The following is a 17,311-nucleotide window of genomic DNA, read 5'->3' as shown; positions in this document are numbered from 1 at the left end:
CCTGTGAACTTGAGCCTGGAGGCGCTCCACGACGCTGGTTGACAGGGCAGGCACGCCCAGCGACGACCTTTTGCGCCGAGAGCACTACGCTTTCAGTGCCGCAGGTCCCTTGCTGCGAAGCCAGTTTCAGTGCGGCGACTCGGCTGAACGGTCGTCTGCGACCTGCTCCTTACCCGCTGGAAGCCGCGCCACTACTGGCGCAAATGAGAAGCAGACCTCGGGCGCTTGTGGACCGTCCTTCCCAAGATAGGTAGGTCTAACCATGATCGGTTTCACTGCTCTTGAGCTCGCCCGCGTCCAGTTCGGATTCACGATGTCGTTTCACATCATATTTCCTGCCATCACGATCGGCCTGGCAGCGTACCTTGCCGTCCTGGAGGGGCTGTGGCTGTGGAAGAGGGACGATACCTACCTGGATCTCTACCACTTCTGGTCCAAGATATTTGCCGTCAACTTCGCCATGGGCGTGGTGTCAGGTCTGGTCATGGCCTACCAATTCGGCACCAACTGGAGCTTCTATTCCCAGTTTGCCGGCAGCATCACCGGCCCGCTGCTCGCCTATGAAGTTCTCACGGCGTTCTTCCTCGAAGCTGGTTTCCTCGGGGTCATGCTCTTCGGCTGGAGCAAAGTTGGCCGAGGCTTGCACTTTTTCGCAACGGTGATGGTCGCCTTGGGCACGATGATCTCGGCCACCTGGATCCTGGCCTCGAATAGTTGGATGCAGACGCCACAGGGGCACGAGGTCATCAACGGCGTGGTGGTTCCGGTCGATTGGTTGGCGATCATCCTCAATCCGTCCTTCCCCTACCGTCTGGCCCACATGGTGACGGCCGCCATGTTGTCTACTGCGCTGTTCGTGGGCGCCTCTGGCGCATGGCACCTGCTGCGCGGCAATAGCCGACCCGCGGTCAAGCGCATGTTCTCGATGGCGCTGTGGATGGTGCTGTTCACCGCGCCGCTGCAAGTCGTGATCGGCGACATGCACGGGCTGAACACGCTCAAGCACCAGCCGGCCAAGATTGCCGCCGTCGAGGGCCATTGGAGCAATACGCCTGGCGAAGGCGTTCCGCTGATTCTGTTCGGCATCCCGGATATGGACGCCGAGACGACCCGCTACAAAGTGGAGATTCCCCGTCTGGCCAGCTTCATTCTGACGCACAGTTGGGACGGACAGATTCCCGGTCTCAAGGAGTTTGCACCGGAAGACCGGCCGAACTCGACCATCCTTTTCTGGGCCTTCCGCGTCATGGTGGGGCTGGGCTCGCTGATGGTGCTACTGGGCCTTTACGGGGCCTGGGCCCGGTGGCGCCGGCGGCTTTTCGACTCCCCCGTGCTGACCCGCTTCGCGCTGTGGATGGGCCCCAGCGGGGTGATCGCTCTCCTGGCCGGCTGGTATGTCACCGAGATCGGACGCCAGCCTTGGGTGGTCTACGGCCTGATGAGGACCAAGGATGCCGTATCCACTCACTCGGCCATGACCTTGTCGCTCGGCTTGGTGATTCTTGTCGCCATGTATTTCGCGGTCTTCGGTATCGGAATCGCCTACCTGCTCCGGTTGGTCAAGCACGGCCCCTTGGCACATGGGGAGGACGTACTAGAAGAAGCTCCGTCCATCAACCAGAGACCCGCGCGCCCGTTGTCGGCGGTCGACGAACCCCTGACCCCAAAATCCACAGAATCGTAACGGAGGTGTGCCATGGGAATTGACCTCCCTCTGATCTGGTTTCTGATCATCGGCTTCGGCGTCATGATGTACGTGATCATGGATGGCTTCGACCTGGGAATCGGCATCCTGTTTCCCTTCATCCGCTCGCGCGAGGACCGCGACACCATGGTCAACACCGTGGCCCCCGTTTGGGACGGCAACGAGACGTGGCTGGTGCTGGGCGGTGCGGGCCTGATGGCGGCTTTTCCCAAGGCCTACGCGGTATTGCTGAGTGCGCTTTATATCCCGGCGCTGGGCCTGCTGATGGGCCTCATCTGGCGCGGCGTGTCCTTCGAGTTCCGCTTCAAGGCAAACGACGCCCACAAGCCGTTCTGGGACGGAGCCTTCATGACGGGCTCCTTCGTGGCAGCCTTTTTCCAGGGAGTCATGCTCGGCGCCTTCATCAACGGCCATCATGTCGTCGATGGGGTTGCCACGGGGGGAGTGCTGGCCTGGCTGACGCCGTTCAATGTCTTCACCGGGCTCGGGGTCGTCGTGGGCTACGCCTTGCTGGGGGCGACGTGGCTGATCCTCAAGACCGAAGGGCAGCTTCAGCGCCTGGTGATCCGCGCGACGACACCCATCCTGTTGGCTACATTGGCCTCGCTCCTGATCGTGAGCGTGTGGACGCCGCTGAACCACCCGGCCATCGCTCAGCGCTGGTTCTCCTTGCCAAACTTCCTGTTCTTCGTGCCGGTCCCCATCCTGGTGCTGCTCTCGACCTGGGCGACTCTGCGATCCCTGCGTGCGGAGCCGCATGCCGGTCCGTTCATTTGGTCGCTGATTCTGGTATTCCTGGGCTATTCGGGTCTGGTGATCAGCATCTGGCCGAATATCTTGCCGCCCGACATTTCCATCTGGGAGGCCGCCGCGCCGCCGCAGAGCTTGGGCTTCGCCCTGGTCGGCGCGTTGCTGATCATCCCCATGATCCTCGTTTACACCGCTTGGTCGTACTACGTGTTTCGCGGCAAGGTCAAGGCGGGCGAGGGGTACCACTGATCATGGGCAAGCCTGTTACTCCTCGCTATGGTTGGGCCAGGCGACTGCTGTGGATGATCGGAATATGGCTGGTCAGCGTGGCCGTGCTGGGGGTGGTCGCGTTTGCGATACGCCTGTTGATGAATGCCGCAGGAATGTCCTCATAACGGGACAGCTGCTGGGAGCAACGGCAATCGGAATCGACAGTCCGTGCGTGCGTATGGAGCGATTGATGATGGCCGAAATGGGGACGCGTGACGGCATTAAATATGTCGTCGCCGGGTAAGGACTGTTACTCCTTCGCACCTCGAAGGAGATACACCGTCACGCCAAAATCCATTGTCGCGGCGTTGCAGCTCGGATCCCTGCCGGGCGGCAAGACCGAAAAACTGGAGCAGACGCTGTCCTACGAAGCAGCCATAGCGGAGGCCGGCGCCAAGCGGGTGGTGATGTCGGAGGCGTTACTGGGCGGCTATCTCAAGGGGGAATGCCCCGGATGAACAACCTACTGAGAGATCGCAGTTAGGCGGCTGGCTGCTGATGGGGCTGGGCTACCTGATCCTCGCGCAGGCCCTGCTTCAATAGGCAAATTCAATCGCGAGGCTTGAATCAATCAAATGGGATCGGTTGTCTATCGGGCGTAGGATTTCTCTCAAGCAGTCAGCCGACTGACGCCGGACAAGTGCTCCGTGCCGGTCGATGCATAAGCTGAAACTTGTACCAAGTTCGCTATCCGAGATTTGCAGAGGAATCGTCACCATGCTGGACGCCAACCTGAAAACCCAGTTGCAGGCCTACCTCGAGAAAGTCACCCAGCCGTTCGAGATCGTCGCCTCCCTGGACGACAGCGCCAAGGCCGCCGAGATGCTCGCCCTGCTCCAGGACATCGTCGGCCTGAGCGACAAGATCGCCCTGGCCACCGACGGCAGCGACCGCCGCAAGCCCTCGTTCAGCTTCCGTCGCGACGGCCGGGAACTGGGCATCCGCTTCGCCGGCCTGCCGATGGGCCACGAGTTCACCTCGCTGGTGCTCGCCCTGCTGCAGGTCGGCGGCTACCCGCCCAAGGTCTCCGACGAGGTGATCGCCCAGATCCAGGCGCTGCCCGGCGAGTTCCGCTTCGAAACCTACTTTTCGCTGTCCTGCCAGAACTGCCCGGACGTGGTGCAGGCACTGAACCTGATGGCGGTGCTCAACCCCAATATCCAGCATGTGGCCATCGACGGCGCGCTGTTCCAGGCCGAGGTCGAGGCCCGGCAGATCATGGCGGTGCCGAGCATCTACCTCAACGGCGAGCCGTTCGGTAGCGGCCGCATGGGCGTCGAGGAGATCCTCGCCAAGCTGGACACCAGCAGCGGCGCGCGCGAGGCCGAGAAGCTCAACGGCAAGACCGCCTTCGACGTGCTGGTGGTCGGCGGCGGCCCGGCCGGCGCCGCGGCGGCCATCTACGCCGCGCGCAAGGGCATCCGCACCGGCGTCGCCGCCGAGCGCTTCGGCGGCCAGGTGCTCGACACCCTGGCGATCGAGAACTTCATCTCGGTGCAGGAGACCGAAGGGCCGAAGCTGGCCCGCGCCCTGGAAGAGCACGTGCGCCAGTACGAGGTCGACATCCTCAACCTGCAGCGCGCCAGCGCGCTGATCCCGGCCGAGACCGGCGACGGCCTGCACACCGTGCAGTTCGCCAACGGCGGCGAGCTCAAGGCCAGGACGGTGATCCTCGCCACCGGCGCGCGCTGGCGCGAGATGAACGTGCCGGGCGAGCAGGAGTACCGCGGCCGCGGCGTGGCCTACTGCCCGCACTGCGACGGCCCGCTGTTCAAGGGCAAGCGCGTGGCGGTGATCGGCGGCGGCAACTCCGGGGTCGAGGCGGCCATCGACCTGGCCGGCATCGTCGAGCACGTCACCCTGCTGGAGTTCGGCGAGCAGCTGCGTGCCGACGCGGTGCTGCAGAACAAGCTGCGCAGCCTGGCCAACGTGACCATCATCACCCTGGCGCAGACCACCGAGGTGACCGGCGACGGCCAGAAGGTCACCGGCCTGGTCTACCAGGACCGCCACAACGACGAGGTGCACCGCATCGAGCTGGAGGGGATCTTCGTGCAGATCGGCCTGCTGCCCAACAGCGACTGGCTCAAGGGCACCGTGGAGCTGACCCGCTTCGGCGAGATCGTGGTCGACGCCAGGGGCCAGACCAGCGTGCCGGGGGTGTTCGCCGCGGGCGACGTGACCACCGTGCCGTACAAGCAGATCGTCATCGCCGTCGGCGAGGGGGCCAAGGCGTCGCTGAGCGCCTTCGACCACCTGATCCGCCAGGGCTGATCGCCTCGCAAAAACGAACGCCCGTCCGGCCTGGCCGCGACGGGCGTTTTTTTTGTGAAAAAGAGCCGGGCAAGGGTATTGGCTATCGCTCAAATAGGAATTAATCTCAAATAAGATTTCCTAGCAGGAGTGCTGCCATGACCTTTCTGATCGATGCCTGGCTGGATCGCCCGCAACCCTACCTGCGCATCCTCGACCGCGACAGCGGCCGGGTCTGCGCCCAACTCGACCGCGACGCGCTCGCCGAGCTGCAGGAGCAGGGCGACTTCGACCTCGCCAGCCTCAGCAGCAGCGAGCCTTCGGTGCTCAAGGAGCTGCTGCAGACCCTCTTCCTGTTCTACTACGCCCGCGCGCTGCGCCCGCAGGGCTGAGTCGTTCGCATCTCCAGAAGCCGGCGTGCTGGCGCGCAGTGCCAGCGCGCCGGCTCTGCGGGCCTTATTCCTCGAGCAGGCTGCGCAGCATCCAGGCGGTCTTCTCGTGTACTTCCAGGCGCTGGGTGAGCAGGTCGGCGGTCGGCTGGTCGTTGGCCGCGTCGACCAGCGGGAACAGCGTGCGCGCGGTGCGTGCGGTGGTCTCCTGGGCCGCGAGCAGGTGGCGGATCATCTCGCTCGCCTTCGGCACCCCGGCCACTTCCTTGACCGACGCCAGCTTGCCGAATTCCTTGCAGGTGCCCGGCGCCGGATGACCGAGGGCGCGGATGCGTTCGGCGATCAGGTCCAGCGCGTTCCACTGTTCGGTGTACTGGACCATGAACATCTGGTGCAGGGTGTTGAACTGCGGGCCGGTGACGTTCCAGTGGAAGTTGTGGGTCATCAGGTACAGGGTGTAGCTGTCGGCCAGCAGGGCGGACAGCCCCTTGGCGATCTTCTCGCGGTCGCCGGCGTCGATGCCGATATCGATGGCGGGAGTAGGGGTCTTGGTCTTGCTGGTTGCCATGGCGTTGCTCTCCTGGTGGGAATTCGTCTGCGCGAGGCGATCCGGCCTGCTGCCCGCAGTCTGGCGGCGCTGCCGAAAGACTCGTGCCTCGGGTTTTAGCACAGATGCGGACCGTGATGACGACCGGCGTCAACGCCCGGCTCGCGGCGCCTCCCGGACGGGCGAGAGGCGCCGACGGCCCGCCACTGTGCCATGCTTGCTGGGAGTTCTTTGCGGCCAGCGGTGCAACGCCCTGGCCGGCGACAGGTAACGTCATCCCGAGAGCCAGAAGGAGAGTCCGCATGAAGAACCATCTGTTCTGCGTCGGTACCGAGGTCGGGCCGTCGCCCTCCGGGGAGTTCCTCGAAGCCCATGTCAACGTCTATGTCGGCGCCAACGATCTGCGCGAGGCGCTGGCGCGGGCCGAGGCCGCGTTGCAGCGCGACGGCTACCAGGTGATCTTCGTCCGCGGCTGCTGGGTGGTGGACGCCGCCTGCAACGACGGCTTCTGCCCGGTGGACGAGGTGCCCGGCGAGGTGAGCGGCGAACTGCTGTTCAGCGATGCGGTGCACTACGGCGAGTTCCGCGAGCGCACCACCGAGAACGACTACCTCTACTGAGCACCCAGCGTTGCCGCCCGCCGTGGACGCGGCTGGCGGCATGCCGGCAGGCCGGACGGATAGTGCAGCGCTTCAGCCGTCCTCGCCGTCGCCGAAGGCGGTCAGGCGGCTCTCGTAGGCGGGCGCCGCGTAGATGCCGAGCTCCATCGCCAGGCCCAGCACCCGGGGTTGGTCGCGGGTGTAGATCAGCACCATCTGCAGCGCACACTCCAGCGGTTCGCTGAAATCGATCAGCTCGTAGCCCTCGGCCTCCGGATAGAGCTCGCTCAGCGCCATCTGGATGCGCCGCAGGGCGCTCAACTGATCGGCACCGGCCAGCTCGCTGGCGTCGAGCGTGAGCGGCGACTGCTCGCCGAACGAGGCGGTGATCTGCTGGAGCAGCTCGTCGGCCTGCTTGGCCTGGAACAGCACGCTATCGGGCAGGCTGCCGACCAGCACCCACTCGCCGAGCGGGATGGGGCAGCCGTCCTCGTAGTCGATGCCTGGATTGGCGGCGAGGAAGGCTTGCGGATTGGCATAGGCCTTGGCCGCCTCGTCGGCGATGCGCTGGATGTCCTCCTCGCGCATGGACCCGGAGCTGATCAGGGTGACCAGTTCCACCAATAGCTCTTTCATGGCAGGGCTCCTCGAGGGATCTGTCGCCTGTGTTCCAGTGCAACCATAGCCCATCCTTGCCCGGCGCACCCTGGCGGTGGCGATCGCGCTGCCGGGACCGCGCGCCGCCGGACACCATGCGCTGTCGGCGACCGCTGCCTCGCCCTCCTGGCCCCCGCAGGCTGGCCGGCCGAAGCGCTGGGTCAGGGGAGCTTTTCGCCGTCCCGAGGGTGGTCGTGCGGCGGGCAGCTTCCGCTACGGCGCAGGTCGCGGGCGCGCCGGGTGGTCTGCGGATCGAGCTCGGCCAGTGCCTCGAACTGGCTGATGAACACCCGGCCGCCGAAGTGCGCGAGGAAGTCGGATTGGCGGAGGCGGTCCATCACCGGACCCTTGACCTCGGAGAGATGCAGCTGGATGCCGGCGGTGCGCAGGCGCGCGCCGATCGCCTCGAGGCTTTCCAGGGCGCTGGCGTCGATCAGGTTGACCCCCGGGCACATCAGCACCAGGTGCTCGACATCCGGGTGCTGGCCGACCAGCTCGGCGATGCGGTCCTCCAGGTAGCGGGCGTTGGGGAAGTACAGGCTCTCGTCGACGCGCACCGACAGCACCCGCGGGCTTTCCACCACGGCGAAGCGTTCGACGTTGCGAAAGTGCTCGGTGCCCGGCAGCTGACCGACCACGGCGATGTGCGGCTGGCTGGTGCGCCACAGGAACAGCAGCAGCGACAGGCCGACGCCGAGCAGGATGCCGGCTTCCACGCCGATCGCCAGCACGCCGGCCATGGTCGCCAGCATCGCCGCGGCGTCCTGCCGGGAGTAGCGCCAGGTGCGCCGCAGCGCGCCGAGATCGACCAGGGTGAGTACGGCGACGATGATGGTGGCGGCCAGCACGGCGTGCGGCAGATTGTGGAACAGCGGGGTGAAGAACAGCAGGGTGACGGCGATCCCCAGCGCGGTCAGGCTGCCCGCCATCGGCGTCTGCGCGCCGGCATCGAAGTTGACTACCGAGCGCGACAGGCCGCCGGTGACCGGCAAGCCGCCGCTCAGCGCGGCGGCCAGGTTGGCGGCGCCGAGGCCGACCAGCTCCTGGTTCGGTTCGATGCGCTGGCGTCGCCTGGCGGCCAGGGTCTGCGCCACCGACACCGACTCGACGAAGCCGATCAGACCGAGCAGCAGCGCTGCCGGCAGCAATTTCACCGCCAGCGCCGGATCCAGGGTCGGCAGGCTGAACGCGGGCAGGCCCTGGGGAATCGGGCCGACCACGCGCACCCCGGCCTCGCTCAAGTCCAACAACCAGACCACCAGCACCGCGAGCAGCAGGGCCACCACCGGGCCGGTCCTGGCCAGGGTGGCGGCGACCTGCGCGGTGCAGCCGAGGGCCCGCAGCCACCCCGCGAGGCGGGTGCGCGCCAGCTGCAGGAACACCAGACTGGCCACGCCGATGGCCAGGGTCGGCAGGTGGGTTTGCGGCAGGCCGCGGGCCAGGGCGCCGAGCAGCTCAAGGGCGTTGTCGCCGTCGGCCTTGATGCCGAGGATGTGCTTGAGCTGGCCCAGGGTGATGAGGATGGCCGAGGCGCTCATGAAGCCGGAGATCACCGGGTGGCTGAGGAAATTGGCGAGAAAGCCCAGGCGCAGCACCGCCATGGCCAGCAGCACCAGGCCGGAGAGCAGGGCGAGCAACAGGGCAGCGCCGAAGTATTCGCCGCTGCCGGCGGTGAACAGCGGGCCGAGCACGCTGGCGGTGACCAGCGACAGCACCGCCGCCGGGCCGACCGCCAGGCTGCGGCTGGTGCCGAACAGGGTGTAGGCCACCAGCGGCAGGATACTGGCGTACAGGCCGGTGACCGGCGGCAGACCGGCGAGCATGGCGTAGGCCAGGCTCTGCGGGATCAGCATCAGGGTCACCAGCAGCGCGGCCAGGGCGTCGCTGGCCGCCGTCTCGCGGTCGTAGTGCCGGGCCCATTCCAGGCACGGCAGGAAGCGGGCGAGCCGCTCGATCATCGTTGGTTCTCCTGGCGGAAGTCACCGGCAGCTGGCGATTCGGGCCGGGTTGTCCGGCTGGTGGTCGGTCGTGCGGCGGCCGCTGGCGGCGAGCCGGCCCTTGTCCGCCGCTTCGTGCTGGCCGGCCACGGCGATGAGCGGGGGAGGGTGCGAAGGGTGCCATCCTGTTTGCGCCTGAATCGCTTCACAGCTGGTCGAGCGGAATCTTCAGGTAGCGCGTGCCGTTGGCTTCGGCCGGCGGCAATGCGCCGGCACGCATGTTGACCTGCACGGCGGGCAGGATCAGCGCCGGCATGCCGAGGGTGGCGTCGCGGGCCTGGCGCATGGCGACGAAGTCCTCCTCGCCGATGCCCTCGTGGATATGCACGTTGTGCGCGCGTTCGGCGCCGATGCTCGTCTCGCACTGGTACTGCTCGCGGCCCGCCGCCTTGTAGTCGTGGCACATGAACACACGGGTCGCGTCCGGCAGGCTGAACAGCTTGGTGTGGATCGAGCGGTACAGGGCCCGCGCGTCGCCGCCGGGGAAGTCGCAGCGGGCGGTGCCGTAGTCGGGCATGAACAGGGTGTCGCCGACGAAGGCGGCGTCGCCGACCAGATAGGTCATGCACGCCGGGGTGTGGCCGGGCGTGTGAATGGCGCGCGCCTGGACGGCGCCGACCTGGAACTCCTCGCCGTCGTGGAAGCGGTGGTCGAACTGGCGGCCGTCAGTGGCGAAGTCGGGGCCGGCGTTGAACAGCTTGCCGAAGGTGGCCTGGATCGCCGTGATGCGCTCGCCGATGCCCAGTCGCCCGCCGAGCTGCTGCTTGAGGTAATGGCCGGCGCTCAGGTGATCGGCGTGCACGTGGGTCTCGAGGATCCACTGCACATCGACGCCCTGCTCGCGCACGTAGGCGATCAGGCGGTCGGCGTTGCGGTGCGAGGTGCGTCCGGCGGCGGGGTCGTAGTCCAGCACGGGATCGATCAGCGCGCACTGGCGGCTCTGCGGGTCGCTCACCACGTAGCTGTAGGTGAAGGTGACGGGATCGAAGAAGGCTTCGACGCTGGCGTTCATGGGCTTCCTCCGGGGCTGCTCATTTACCCGTGGGAGTATCTGGAGGCGCTAGCCTAATGTGATTTTTGTTCTATACATAGAATATTTTAGTATAAGTGTGGCGCGCGCCGCGCCTTGCTTCCTAGTGTGGACCCGGGATGCGCCAGGCGGCGAACGCCCCGTCCATCCGGGTGACCATGTGTGGAGAGGGCGGTGAGGGTCTTGCCGCAGGAGGGCGCGGCTGGCGTTGGCCCGGCTGGCCGTGGGCCGGGCCCGAAACGAAAAAGCCGGAGCTGAGGCTCCGGCCTTTTTCTGTGCGGGCGGGAATCAGGAGGGGAACAGTTCGCCCAGCTTGAGGGCCAGCATCATGTCGCCCTCGGTGCGCAGCTTGCCGCCGAGGAAGGCCTCCATGCCGCTGATCTCGCCCTTGAGGATGCCCTTGAGGGTGGCGCTGTTCATGATCAGGGTCACGTTGGGTTCGGCCGCATCGCCCGCGTGCAGCTCGCAGGTACCGTTCTTGATCGCCAGGTAGTAGTTCTCGGCGTCCTCGACCCGGAACTGGAACACCAGGTCCAGGCCGGCGGCGGCGCTGGCATTGAAGCGGCTCTGCATGGTTTCGATGACTTGGGCGACGGTGCTCATGTACGGATCCTTTTCTTATCGGAACGGCGCGGTCTGGCAACGGACCGGCCCTCGTCGAGGGTAGGGGCCGCAGGTGCGCCCTGTCAACGGCGCTGCATCGGCGCCCGGAGCAGCGGTGGATTCGACCCTCGACTCATCGCCAGGCCGGCGGCGGGTGGTCGCCACGGGGCGGCGCCGGTATGCTTTGGCATTGTCCTCGCCACAGAGCGACCCTGTCTCTAAGGAGTGAATGTGGAATTTCTTGCCGACTACGCCGGCTTCCTTGCCAGGACGGCGACCGTGCTGGTGGCCATCCTCGTCGTGTTGGTCGTCTTCGCGCAGCTGCGCTCACGCGAGCGCCGCGCCGGCGGGCACCTCGAGGTGCACAAGCTCAACGACTTCTACAAGGCCCTGCGCGAGCGCCTGCAGAGCAGCGTGCTGGACAAGGACCAGCTCAAGGCGCTGCACAAGGAGGAGGCCAAGGCCGAGAAGGCCGAGAGGAAGGCCGGTGTGCACAAGCCGCGCGTCTACGTGCTGGACTTCGACGGCGACATCAAGGCCTCGGCCGGCGAGCACCTGCGCCACGAGGTCACCGCGCTGCTCAGCCTGGCCACCCCGCAGGACGAGGTGGTGGTACGCCTGGAAAGCGGCGGCGGCATGGTGCACAGCTACGGTCTGGCTTCCTCGCAGCTGGCGCGCGTCCGCCAGGCCGGGGTGCCGCTGACCGTGTGCGTGGACAAGGTGGCGGCCAGTGGCGGCTACATGATGGCCTGCATCGGCGAGAAGATTCTCGCCGCGCCCTTCGCCATCCTCGGCTCCATCGGCGTGGTGGCGCAGCTGCCCAACTTCCATCGCCTGCTCAAGAAGCACTCCATCGACTTCGAGGTGCTCACCGCCGGCGAGTTCAAGCGCACCCTCACCGTGTTCGGCGAGAACACCGAGAAGGGGCGCGAGAAGTTCCAGGAGGACCTGGAAATCACCCACGAGCTGTTCAAGAACTTCGTCGCCCGCTATCGCCCGCAGCTGGCCATCGACGAGATCGCCACCGGCGAGGTCTGGCTCGGCCAGGCGGCGCTGGGCAAGCAGCTGGTCGACGAGCTGAAGACCAGCGACGAATACCTGGCCGAGCGTGCCCAGCACGCCGAGCTGTTCCAGCTGCGCTACCACGAGAAGAAGAGCCTGCAGGAGCGCGTGGGCCTGGCCACCGCCCAGGTGCTCGACGGCGTGCTGCTGCGCTGGTGGAGCCGCCTGTCGCAACCCCGTTTCTGGCAATGACCGGTCCTCGCCGCCACGGCGGCAGCCGCTCATTCAAAGGACTGCCAAGGAGAGCAGGATGACAAGTTTCAAGGCCCTGTGGGTCACCGAGAGCCGCCCCGGCATCTTCGACCAGGCGGTGGTGCAGCGCGAGCTGGCCGACCTGCCGGCGGGCGAGGTGCTGATCCGCGTGCGCTATTCCTCGCTCAACTACCGGGATGCGCTGTCCGCCAGCGGCAACCCGGTGCTGAACCTGCAGTATCCCCACACGCCCGGCATCGATGCGGCCGGCGAGGTGGTGGAGTCGGCGGTGGCCGACTTCCGCCCGGGCGATGCGGTGATCGTCACCGGCTACGACCTGGGCGCCAGCACGCCGGGCGGTTTCGGCCAGTACATCCGCGTGCCGGCCGCCTGGGTGGTGCGCTGCCCGGCAGGGCTCTCCCTGCGCGAGGCGATGCTGCTCGGCACCGCGGGCCTCACCGCCGGGCTGTGCATCGAGAAGCTGCAGCACGTCGGCCTGGATGCCGAGGCCGGACCGGTGCTGGTCACCGGGGCCAGCGGCGGGGTGGGCAGCATCGCGGTGATGCTGCTGACCAAGCTGGGCTACAAGGTGGCGGCCTCCACCGGCAAGCTGGAGCAGGCCGAGTTCCTCCAGCAACTGGGCGCCCAGCAGATCATCGACCGCACCCTGCTGCGCGACGGCACGGAAAAGTCGCTGCTCAAGATGCGCTGGGCCGGCGCGGTGGATACCGTGGGCGGCGACATCCTGTTCAATGTGGTCAAGTCCCTGCAGTACGGCGCCAGCGTGACCTGCTGCGGGCTGACCGCCAGCGCCGCGATGAGCCGCGCCTCGGTGCTGCCGTTCATCCTGCGCGGGGTCAACCTGCTCGGCGTCGACTCGGTGGAGTTGCCGCTGGCGATGAAGGCGGCGATGTGGGAAAAGCTCGCCGGGCCGTGGAAGCTCGACGGCCTGGAGCGGATGGCCCACGAGATCGGCCTGGACGACGTGCCCGAGGCGATCGGGCGGATGCTGGCCGGACGCATGGTGGGCCGCATGCTGGTGCGTGTCGATTGAGGGGAGGGGGAGCGTGTCTTTCCACCGCCCCCTACCGAGGTGGAGGGAAAGCGCCCACGAGGTAGCCCTCCGCCTTACAGGTTGCCCCCAATGAAAAAGCCCCGCCATGGCGGGGCTTTTCATTTGCAGCGCGCTGGACTCAGCGGCGACGGAACAGCGGCAGCGGCTGGTCGACGCCGGTCTGGTAGGTCACCGAGAAGTCCTGCAGGCCCTTGAGGGCGTCGTACGGGTCGCGATCCGGGCGCACGGCGAAGGCGTCGAAGCCGCAGCGGTGCATGAAGAAGATCTGGTCGCGCAGCACGTCGCCGATCGCGCGGATCTCGCCCTGATAGCCGTAGCGCTCGCGCAGCAGGCGCGCGCTGGAGAAGTGACGGCCGTCGGTGAACGCCGGGAAGTCGAGGGCGACGACCTTGAAGTATTTGAGGTCGTCGACGATGTCCTCGATCTGCTCGTGGCTCTGCAGCCACACGCCCAGGCCGCCGTCGCGCACCTTGAGGGCATGGCTGGATTGCAGCCACAGGCCCAGCGGCACGATCAGGTCGTCGCTGTTGGAGATGCCGTCGAGGGTGGCGTCGACCGGCAGCAGGTGCCAGCGCTCGTCGATGACTTCGCCGTTCTTAATGATTCTTTGCATAGACGCGTTCCTTGAAGGGATCGATGCCGATACGGCGGAAGGTATCGAGGAAGCGCTCTTCTTCGCTGCGCTGCTCGACGTACACCTCAATGACCTTGGCGATCACGTCGGCCATGTCGTCCTGGGCGAAGGACGGGCCGAGGATCTGGCCGAGGCTGGCGTTGCGACCGGCTTCGCCGCCGAGGGATACCTGGTAGAACTCCTCGCCCTTCTTGTCGACGCCGAGGATGCCGATGTTGCCGATGTGGTGGTGACCGCAGGCGTTCATGCAGCCGGAGATGTTCAGGTCGATCTCGCCGAGGTCGAACACGTAGTCGAGGTCGTCGAAGCGGCGCTGGATGGCCTCGGCGATCGGGATCGACTTGGCGTTGGCCAGGGCGCAGAAGTCGCCGCCCGGGCAGCAGATGATGTCGGTCAAGAGGCCGATGTTCGGCGTGGCCAGGCCCAGCTCGCGCAGCTCGCCCCACAGCTCGAACAGTTGGGACTGCTCGACGTCGGCGAGGATGATGTTCTGCTCGTGGCTGCTGCGCGCCTCGCCGAAGCTGTAGCGTTCGGCCAGGTCGGCGATGGCGTCGAACTGCTTGTCGGTGACGTCGCCCGGGGCGATGCCGGTGGGCTTGAGCGACAGGGTGACGGCGGCGTAGCCCGGCTTCTTGTGGCCGGCCACGTTGCGCGAGCGCCAGCGGGCGAAGCCCGGGTGCTCGGCGTCCAGCGCGGCGAGGGCGGCGCTCTGGTCGTCCAGGGCCTTGTAGGCCGGATCGACGAAGTGCTTGGCGACGCGCTCGAGCTCGGCCTCGGTGAGAGTGGCCGGGCCGTCCTTGAGGTGGGCCCACTCGGCGGCGACGCGCTCGGCGAACACTTCCGGGGTCAGTGCCTTGACCAGGATCTTGATCCGCGCCTTGTACTTGTTGTCACGGCGACCGTAACGGTTGTACACGCGCAGGATGGCTTCCAGGTAGCTCAGCAGGTGCTGCCAGGGCAGGAATTCGTTGATGAAGCTGCCGACGATCGGGGTGCGGCCCAGGCCGCCGCCGACCAGCACGCGGAAGCCCAGCTCGCCGGCCTCGTTGCGCACCGGCTCGAGGCCGATGTCGTGCACTTCGATGGCGGCGCGGTCGGCGGCCGAGCCGTTGACCGCGATCTTGAACTTGCGCGGCAGGTGGGCGAATTCCGGATGGAAGGTGGCCCACTGGCGGATGATCTCGCACCACGGACGCGGGTCGATCACCTCGTCGGGAGCGACGCCGGCGAACTGGTCGGTGGTGACGTTGCGGATGCAGTTGCCGCTGGTCTGGATCGCGTGCATCTGCACGCTGGCCAGTTCGGCGAGCATGTCCGGCACGTCTTCCAGCTTCGGCCAGTTGTACTGGACGTTCTGGCGGGTGCTGATGTGCGCGTAGCCCTTGTCGTAGTCGCGGGCCAGCTTGGCCAGCATGCGCAGCTGCGGCGCGGACAGCAGGCCGTAGGGCACGCAGACGCGCAGCATGGGCGCGTAGCGCTGGACGTAGAGGCCGTTCTGCAGGCGCAGCGGGCGGAATTCGTCTTCCGCCAGTTCGCCGGCCAGGAAGCGGGCGGTCTGATCGCGGAACTGCGCGACGCGCTCCTCGATGATCCGTTGATCGTACTCGTCGTATACGTACATGTAGTTTTCTGCTCTCAGGCTGTCGCGAACCCCGGGGCGGTCCGCGGGGTGCATCTGCGGCGCACGGCTGCGCCCTCCGGGGGAGTGGCGGGAACGATAGCAGCTCGCATTTATGCAAGAAAGTGAAGAATAACTATAAGTACATAACTGAAATAGATACTTCTCGGCCGGCGCGAGGCGGGAAGCGCCGGGCGCAGACGAATCAAGTGCTCTCCAGCCTGGCGGTCACCACCCGGTTGCGGCCGCCATGCTTGGCGTCGTAGAGGGCGCGGTCGGCCATCGTCAGCACCTGGTCGATATCTGTGCTGCTGCTCGGCCAGTGGGCCACGCCGAGGGACAGGGTGATCGGCTGACCGATCAGCGCCGTGCAAGCGGCCATGCACTGGCGCAGACGCTCGGCCACCTGGATGCCGGCATCGAGGCTGGTGTCGGGCAGCAGCATGACGAATTCCTCGCCGCCGAGGCGGCACAAAACGTCGAGGTCGCGCGAGTTGTCGCGCATCAGCCGCGCCAGGTGCTGCAGGGCCTGGTCGCCGATGGCGTGGCCGTGCTGGTCGTTGACCCGCTTGAAGTGATCGATGTCCAGCGCGATGGCGGTGAATGGCCGCTCGGCGTTCTGCCACTGCTCGAGGGTCAACTGCAGGCCGCGCCGGTTGTACAGGCCGGTGAGCGGGTCGGTGAGACGATCGAGGTTGAGCTTGCCGATCTTGCGGTCGAACAGCGCCAGGCCGGCGAGCAGGGCGCGCTTCAGTTCGGCGGCTTCGAAGTACCAGGCGCGCACCTCGCGGATCTGCGGAGAAGCCGCCTGCGAGTCCATAGCGCGCGCCGTGCTGGCCATCTGCCAGAGCGGCTGGGAAATCAACCGCGACAGCCACCAGATGGCCAGCAGGGTGATCATCGACAGCGGCAGCGCGTAGCGCAGGATGGCCATCATCAGCACATCGAGCTTGTCCAGGGTGTTGGCCGTGGGGCTCTGGGCTACCAGCCCCCAGCCGGTGCTGGCGACCGGCGCGTAGCCGGCGAGCATGTCGATGCCGCGCGAATTGGTGGTCCGCTGGCTGCCGCCCTGTCCGGCGATCAGTGCCTCGATCACCGGCCGGCCACGCACCACCTCGCCGACCCGCTCGGCATCGCGGTGGTAGATGATCTGCCCCTCGCGGTCGACGACATAGATGTAGGAGCCGTCGCGGTAGTAGTGCTCGCCGAGCAGGCTGTTGAGGATGCTCTTTTCGCGCAGGAAGATGCTGCCGCCGATATAGCCCAGGTACTGGCCGTCGGCGGCGAAGATCGGCTGGGACAGCATCACCACCAGGCGGCCGGTCGAGGAGATGTACGGCCGGCTGACCAAGGGCTTGCGCTTCTCCAGAGCCTCGCGGGCGCCGTCGGAGTCGACGATGGTGCCGGTGACGGCCAGGTTGGGCGGCGAGATGGCGAGGAGCTTGCGATCGGCGCTGAGGATGTACACCGAATTGAAGATGTCGCTCTGCAGCCGCAGGCGCTGGGTTTCCTCCGCCAGCCGCGAGGTCTGGTCGAAGGTCGTGGTCAGTTGGCCGGCGCTGTAGGCCAGCTGCTGACGGGCGGCGGCCAGCAGCACCTCGGTGCTGTCGGCCAGCTTGGTGGCGTAGACCCGGTTGGCCTCCAGGGTCTGGCCGATCAGCAGGTCGCGCTGCACCCGGTAGCTGGCGTGGAAGGTGTTGCCCAGGGTGAGCAGGGCCGCGGCCAGGGTCACCAGGAGGATGAGGCGCCGCAGGTCGATCTTGAGCACGGGTAACGAACGCATGTGGAGGAGTACCGCCGGTCGGTTCATGCGAAACGGGGGCGGAAGCTTAACACCTTAATCGCTGCCGACAGCAGCCGAGCGTCACACTCGGATTTGGACTTTGCCGGAGCCATGGACTTGACTGAAGGTAGGTACAACCGGAGGGAG

General features: G+C 66.6%; 16 protein-coding genes and 1 pseudogene. 9 read left to right on the top strand and 8 right to left on the bottom strand.

Going from position 1 to position 17,311, the window contains the following annotated elements; translation table 11 throughout:
* Positions 1 to 262 precede the first annotated feature (262 nt).
* The 6 genes and pseudogenes from LMJ29_RS08310 (at position 263) to LMJ29_RS08285 (ending at position 5,370) form a co-directional block, all read left to right on the top strand.
* A complete protein-coding gene (locus LMJ29_RS08310; RefSeq protein ID WP_229605053.1) occupies positions 263 to 1,684 on the top strand; it encodes a cytochrome ubiquinol oxidase subunit I in 1,422 nt (473 codons plus the stop codon).
* 12 nt (positions 1,685 to 1,696) lie between these two features.
* Positions 1,697 to 2,704: a cytochrome d ubiquinol oxidase subunit II gene (cydB, locus tag LMJ29_RS08305; protein WP_229605052.1), complete on the top strand. Its 1,008-nt coding sequence runs from the start codon at positions 1,697 to 1,699 to the stop codon at positions 2,702 to 2,704.
* Positions 2,705 to 2,706: 2 nt separating this feature from the next.
* Positions 2,707 to 2,850: a DUF2474 domain-containing protein gene (locus tag LMJ29_RS08300; RefSeq protein WP_229605051.1), complete on the top strand. Its 144-nt coding sequence runs from the start codon at positions 2,707 to 2,709 to the stop codon at positions 2,848 to 2,850.
* A gap of 102 nt (positions 2,851 to 2,952) precedes the next feature.
* Positions 2,953 to 3,171 (top strand): annotated as a pseudogene (locus LMJ29_RS08295) (hypothetical protein); the annotation flags it as partial.
* 271 nt (positions 3,172 to 3,442) lie between these two features.
* Positions 3,443 to 4,999 carry an alkyl hydroperoxide reductase subunit F gene (gene ahpF, locus LMJ29_RS08290; RefSeq protein WP_229605050.1) on the top strand — a complete coding sequence of 519 codons (1,557 nt, stop codon included), beginning with the start codon at positions 3,443 to 3,445 and terminating at the stop codon, positions 4,997 to 4,999.
* A gap of 137 nt (positions 5,000 to 5,136) precedes the next feature.
* Positions 5,137 to 5,370 (top strand): hypothetical protein, encoded by a 234-nt coding sequence (locus LMJ29_RS08285; RefSeq protein ID WP_229605049.1) that lies wholly within the window; start codon positions 5,137 to 5,139, stop codon positions 5,368 to 5,370.
* Between the two features lie 64 nt (positions 5,371 to 5,434).
* Here LMJ29_RS08285 and LMJ29_RS08280 read toward each other — a convergent pair whose 3' ends face one another.
* On the bottom strand, positions 5,435 to 5,935 hold the full coding sequence (locus LMJ29_RS08280) for a Dps family protein (RefSeq protein WP_229605048.1): 501 nt from the start codon (positions 5,933 to 5,935) through the stop codon (positions 5,435 to 5,437).
* A 281-nt stretch (positions 5,936 to 6,216) separates the two neighbouring features.
* Between LMJ29_RS08280 and LMJ29_RS08275 the strand changes: the two genes are divergently transcribed.
* Complete coding sequence (locus LMJ29_RS08275; RefSeq protein ID WP_229605047.1) at positions 6,217 to 6,534, top strand: hypothetical protein; 318 nt, start codon at positions 6,217 to 6,219, stop codon at positions 6,532 to 6,534.
* A 72-nt stretch (positions 6,535 to 6,606) separates the two neighbouring features.
* Here LMJ29_RS08275 and LMJ29_RS08270 read toward each other — a convergent pair whose 3' ends face one another.
* The 4 genes from LMJ29_RS08270 to LMJ29_RS08255 form a co-directional block, all read right to left on the bottom strand.
* Positions 6,607 to 7,149 (bottom strand): hypothetical protein, encoded by a 543-nt coding sequence (locus tag LMJ29_RS08270; RefSeq protein WP_229605046.1) that lies wholly within the window; start codon positions 7,147 to 7,149, stop codon positions 6,607 to 6,609.
* 182 nt (positions 7,150 to 7,331) lie between these two features.
* Positions 7,332 to 9,128, bottom strand: coding sequence for a SulP family inorganic anion transporter (locus LMJ29_RS08265; RefSeq protein ID WP_229605045.1), 1,797 nt, complete (start codon positions 9,126 to 9,128; stop codon positions 7,332 to 7,334).
* A 184-nt stretch (positions 9,129 to 9,312) separates the two neighbouring features.
* Complete coding sequence (locus LMJ29_RS08260) at positions 9,313 to 10,179, bottom strand: MBL fold metallo-hydrolase (RefSeq protein WP_229605044.1); 867 nt, start codon at positions 10,177 to 10,179, stop codon at positions 9,313 to 9,315.
* Positions 10,180 to 10,485: 306 nt separating this feature from the next.
* Entirely contained in the window at positions 10,486 to 10,800 is a 315-nt protein-coding gene (locus tag LMJ29_RS08255) for an SCP2 sterol-binding domain-containing protein (RefSeq protein WP_229605043.1), read from the bottom strand.
* Positions 10,801 to 11,031: 231 nt separating this feature from the next.
* Here LMJ29_RS08255 and sohB point away from each other — a divergent pair, with 231 nt between their 5' ends.
* Positions 11,032 to 12,054 (top strand): protease SohB, encoded by a 1,023-nt coding sequence (gene sohB, locus LMJ29_RS08250; protein WP_229605042.1) that lies wholly within the window; start codon positions 11,032 to 11,034, stop codon positions 12,052 to 12,054.
* Positions 12,055 to 12,112: 58 nt separating this feature from the next.
* Entirely contained in the window at positions 12,113 to 13,108 is a 996-nt protein-coding gene (locus tag LMJ29_RS08245) for a YhdH/YhfP family quinone oxidoreductase (protein ID WP_229605041.1), read from the top strand.
* 139 nt (positions 13,109 to 13,247) lie between these two features.
* Here the strand turns inward: LMJ29_RS08245 and LMJ29_RS08240 are convergent, their stop codons facing one another.
* The 3 genes from LMJ29_RS08240 to LMJ29_RS08230 all read right to left on the bottom strand — a co-directional run bounded on the left by LMJ29_RS08240 (position 13,248) and on the right by LMJ29_RS08230 (position 17,164).
* On the bottom strand, positions 13,248 to 13,742 hold the full coding sequence (locus LMJ29_RS08240) for a DUF934 domain-containing protein (RefSeq protein ID WP_229605040.1): 495 nt from the start codon (positions 13,740 to 13,742) through the stop codon (positions 13,248 to 13,250).
* On the bottom strand, positions 13,726 to 15,384 hold the full coding sequence (locus tag LMJ29_RS08235) for a nitrite/sulfite reductase (RefSeq protein ID WP_229605039.1): 1,659 nt from the start codon (positions 15,382 to 15,384) through the stop codon (positions 13,726 to 13,728). The genes LMJ29_RS08240 and LMJ29_RS08235 overlap by 17 nt, the downstream gene beginning before the upstream one ends.
* Positions 15,385 to 15,586: 202 nt before the next feature.
* A complete protein-coding gene (locus tag LMJ29_RS08230) occupies positions 15,587 to 17,164 on the bottom strand; it encodes a sensor domain-containing diguanylate cyclase (RefSeq protein WP_229605038.1) in 1,578 nt (525 codons plus the stop codon).
* Positions 17,165 to 17,311 lie beyond the last annotated feature (147 nt).

This window comes from Pseudomonas oryzagri (genome assembly GCF_020831405.1).
Classification (GTDB): Bacteria; Pseudomonadota; Gammaproteobacteria; order Pseudomonadales; family Pseudomonadaceae; genus Geopseudomonas; species Geopseudomonas oryzagri.
Note: the sequence above shows the minus strand (reverse complement) of the source record. Positions and strands in the feature narration are given on the sequence as shown.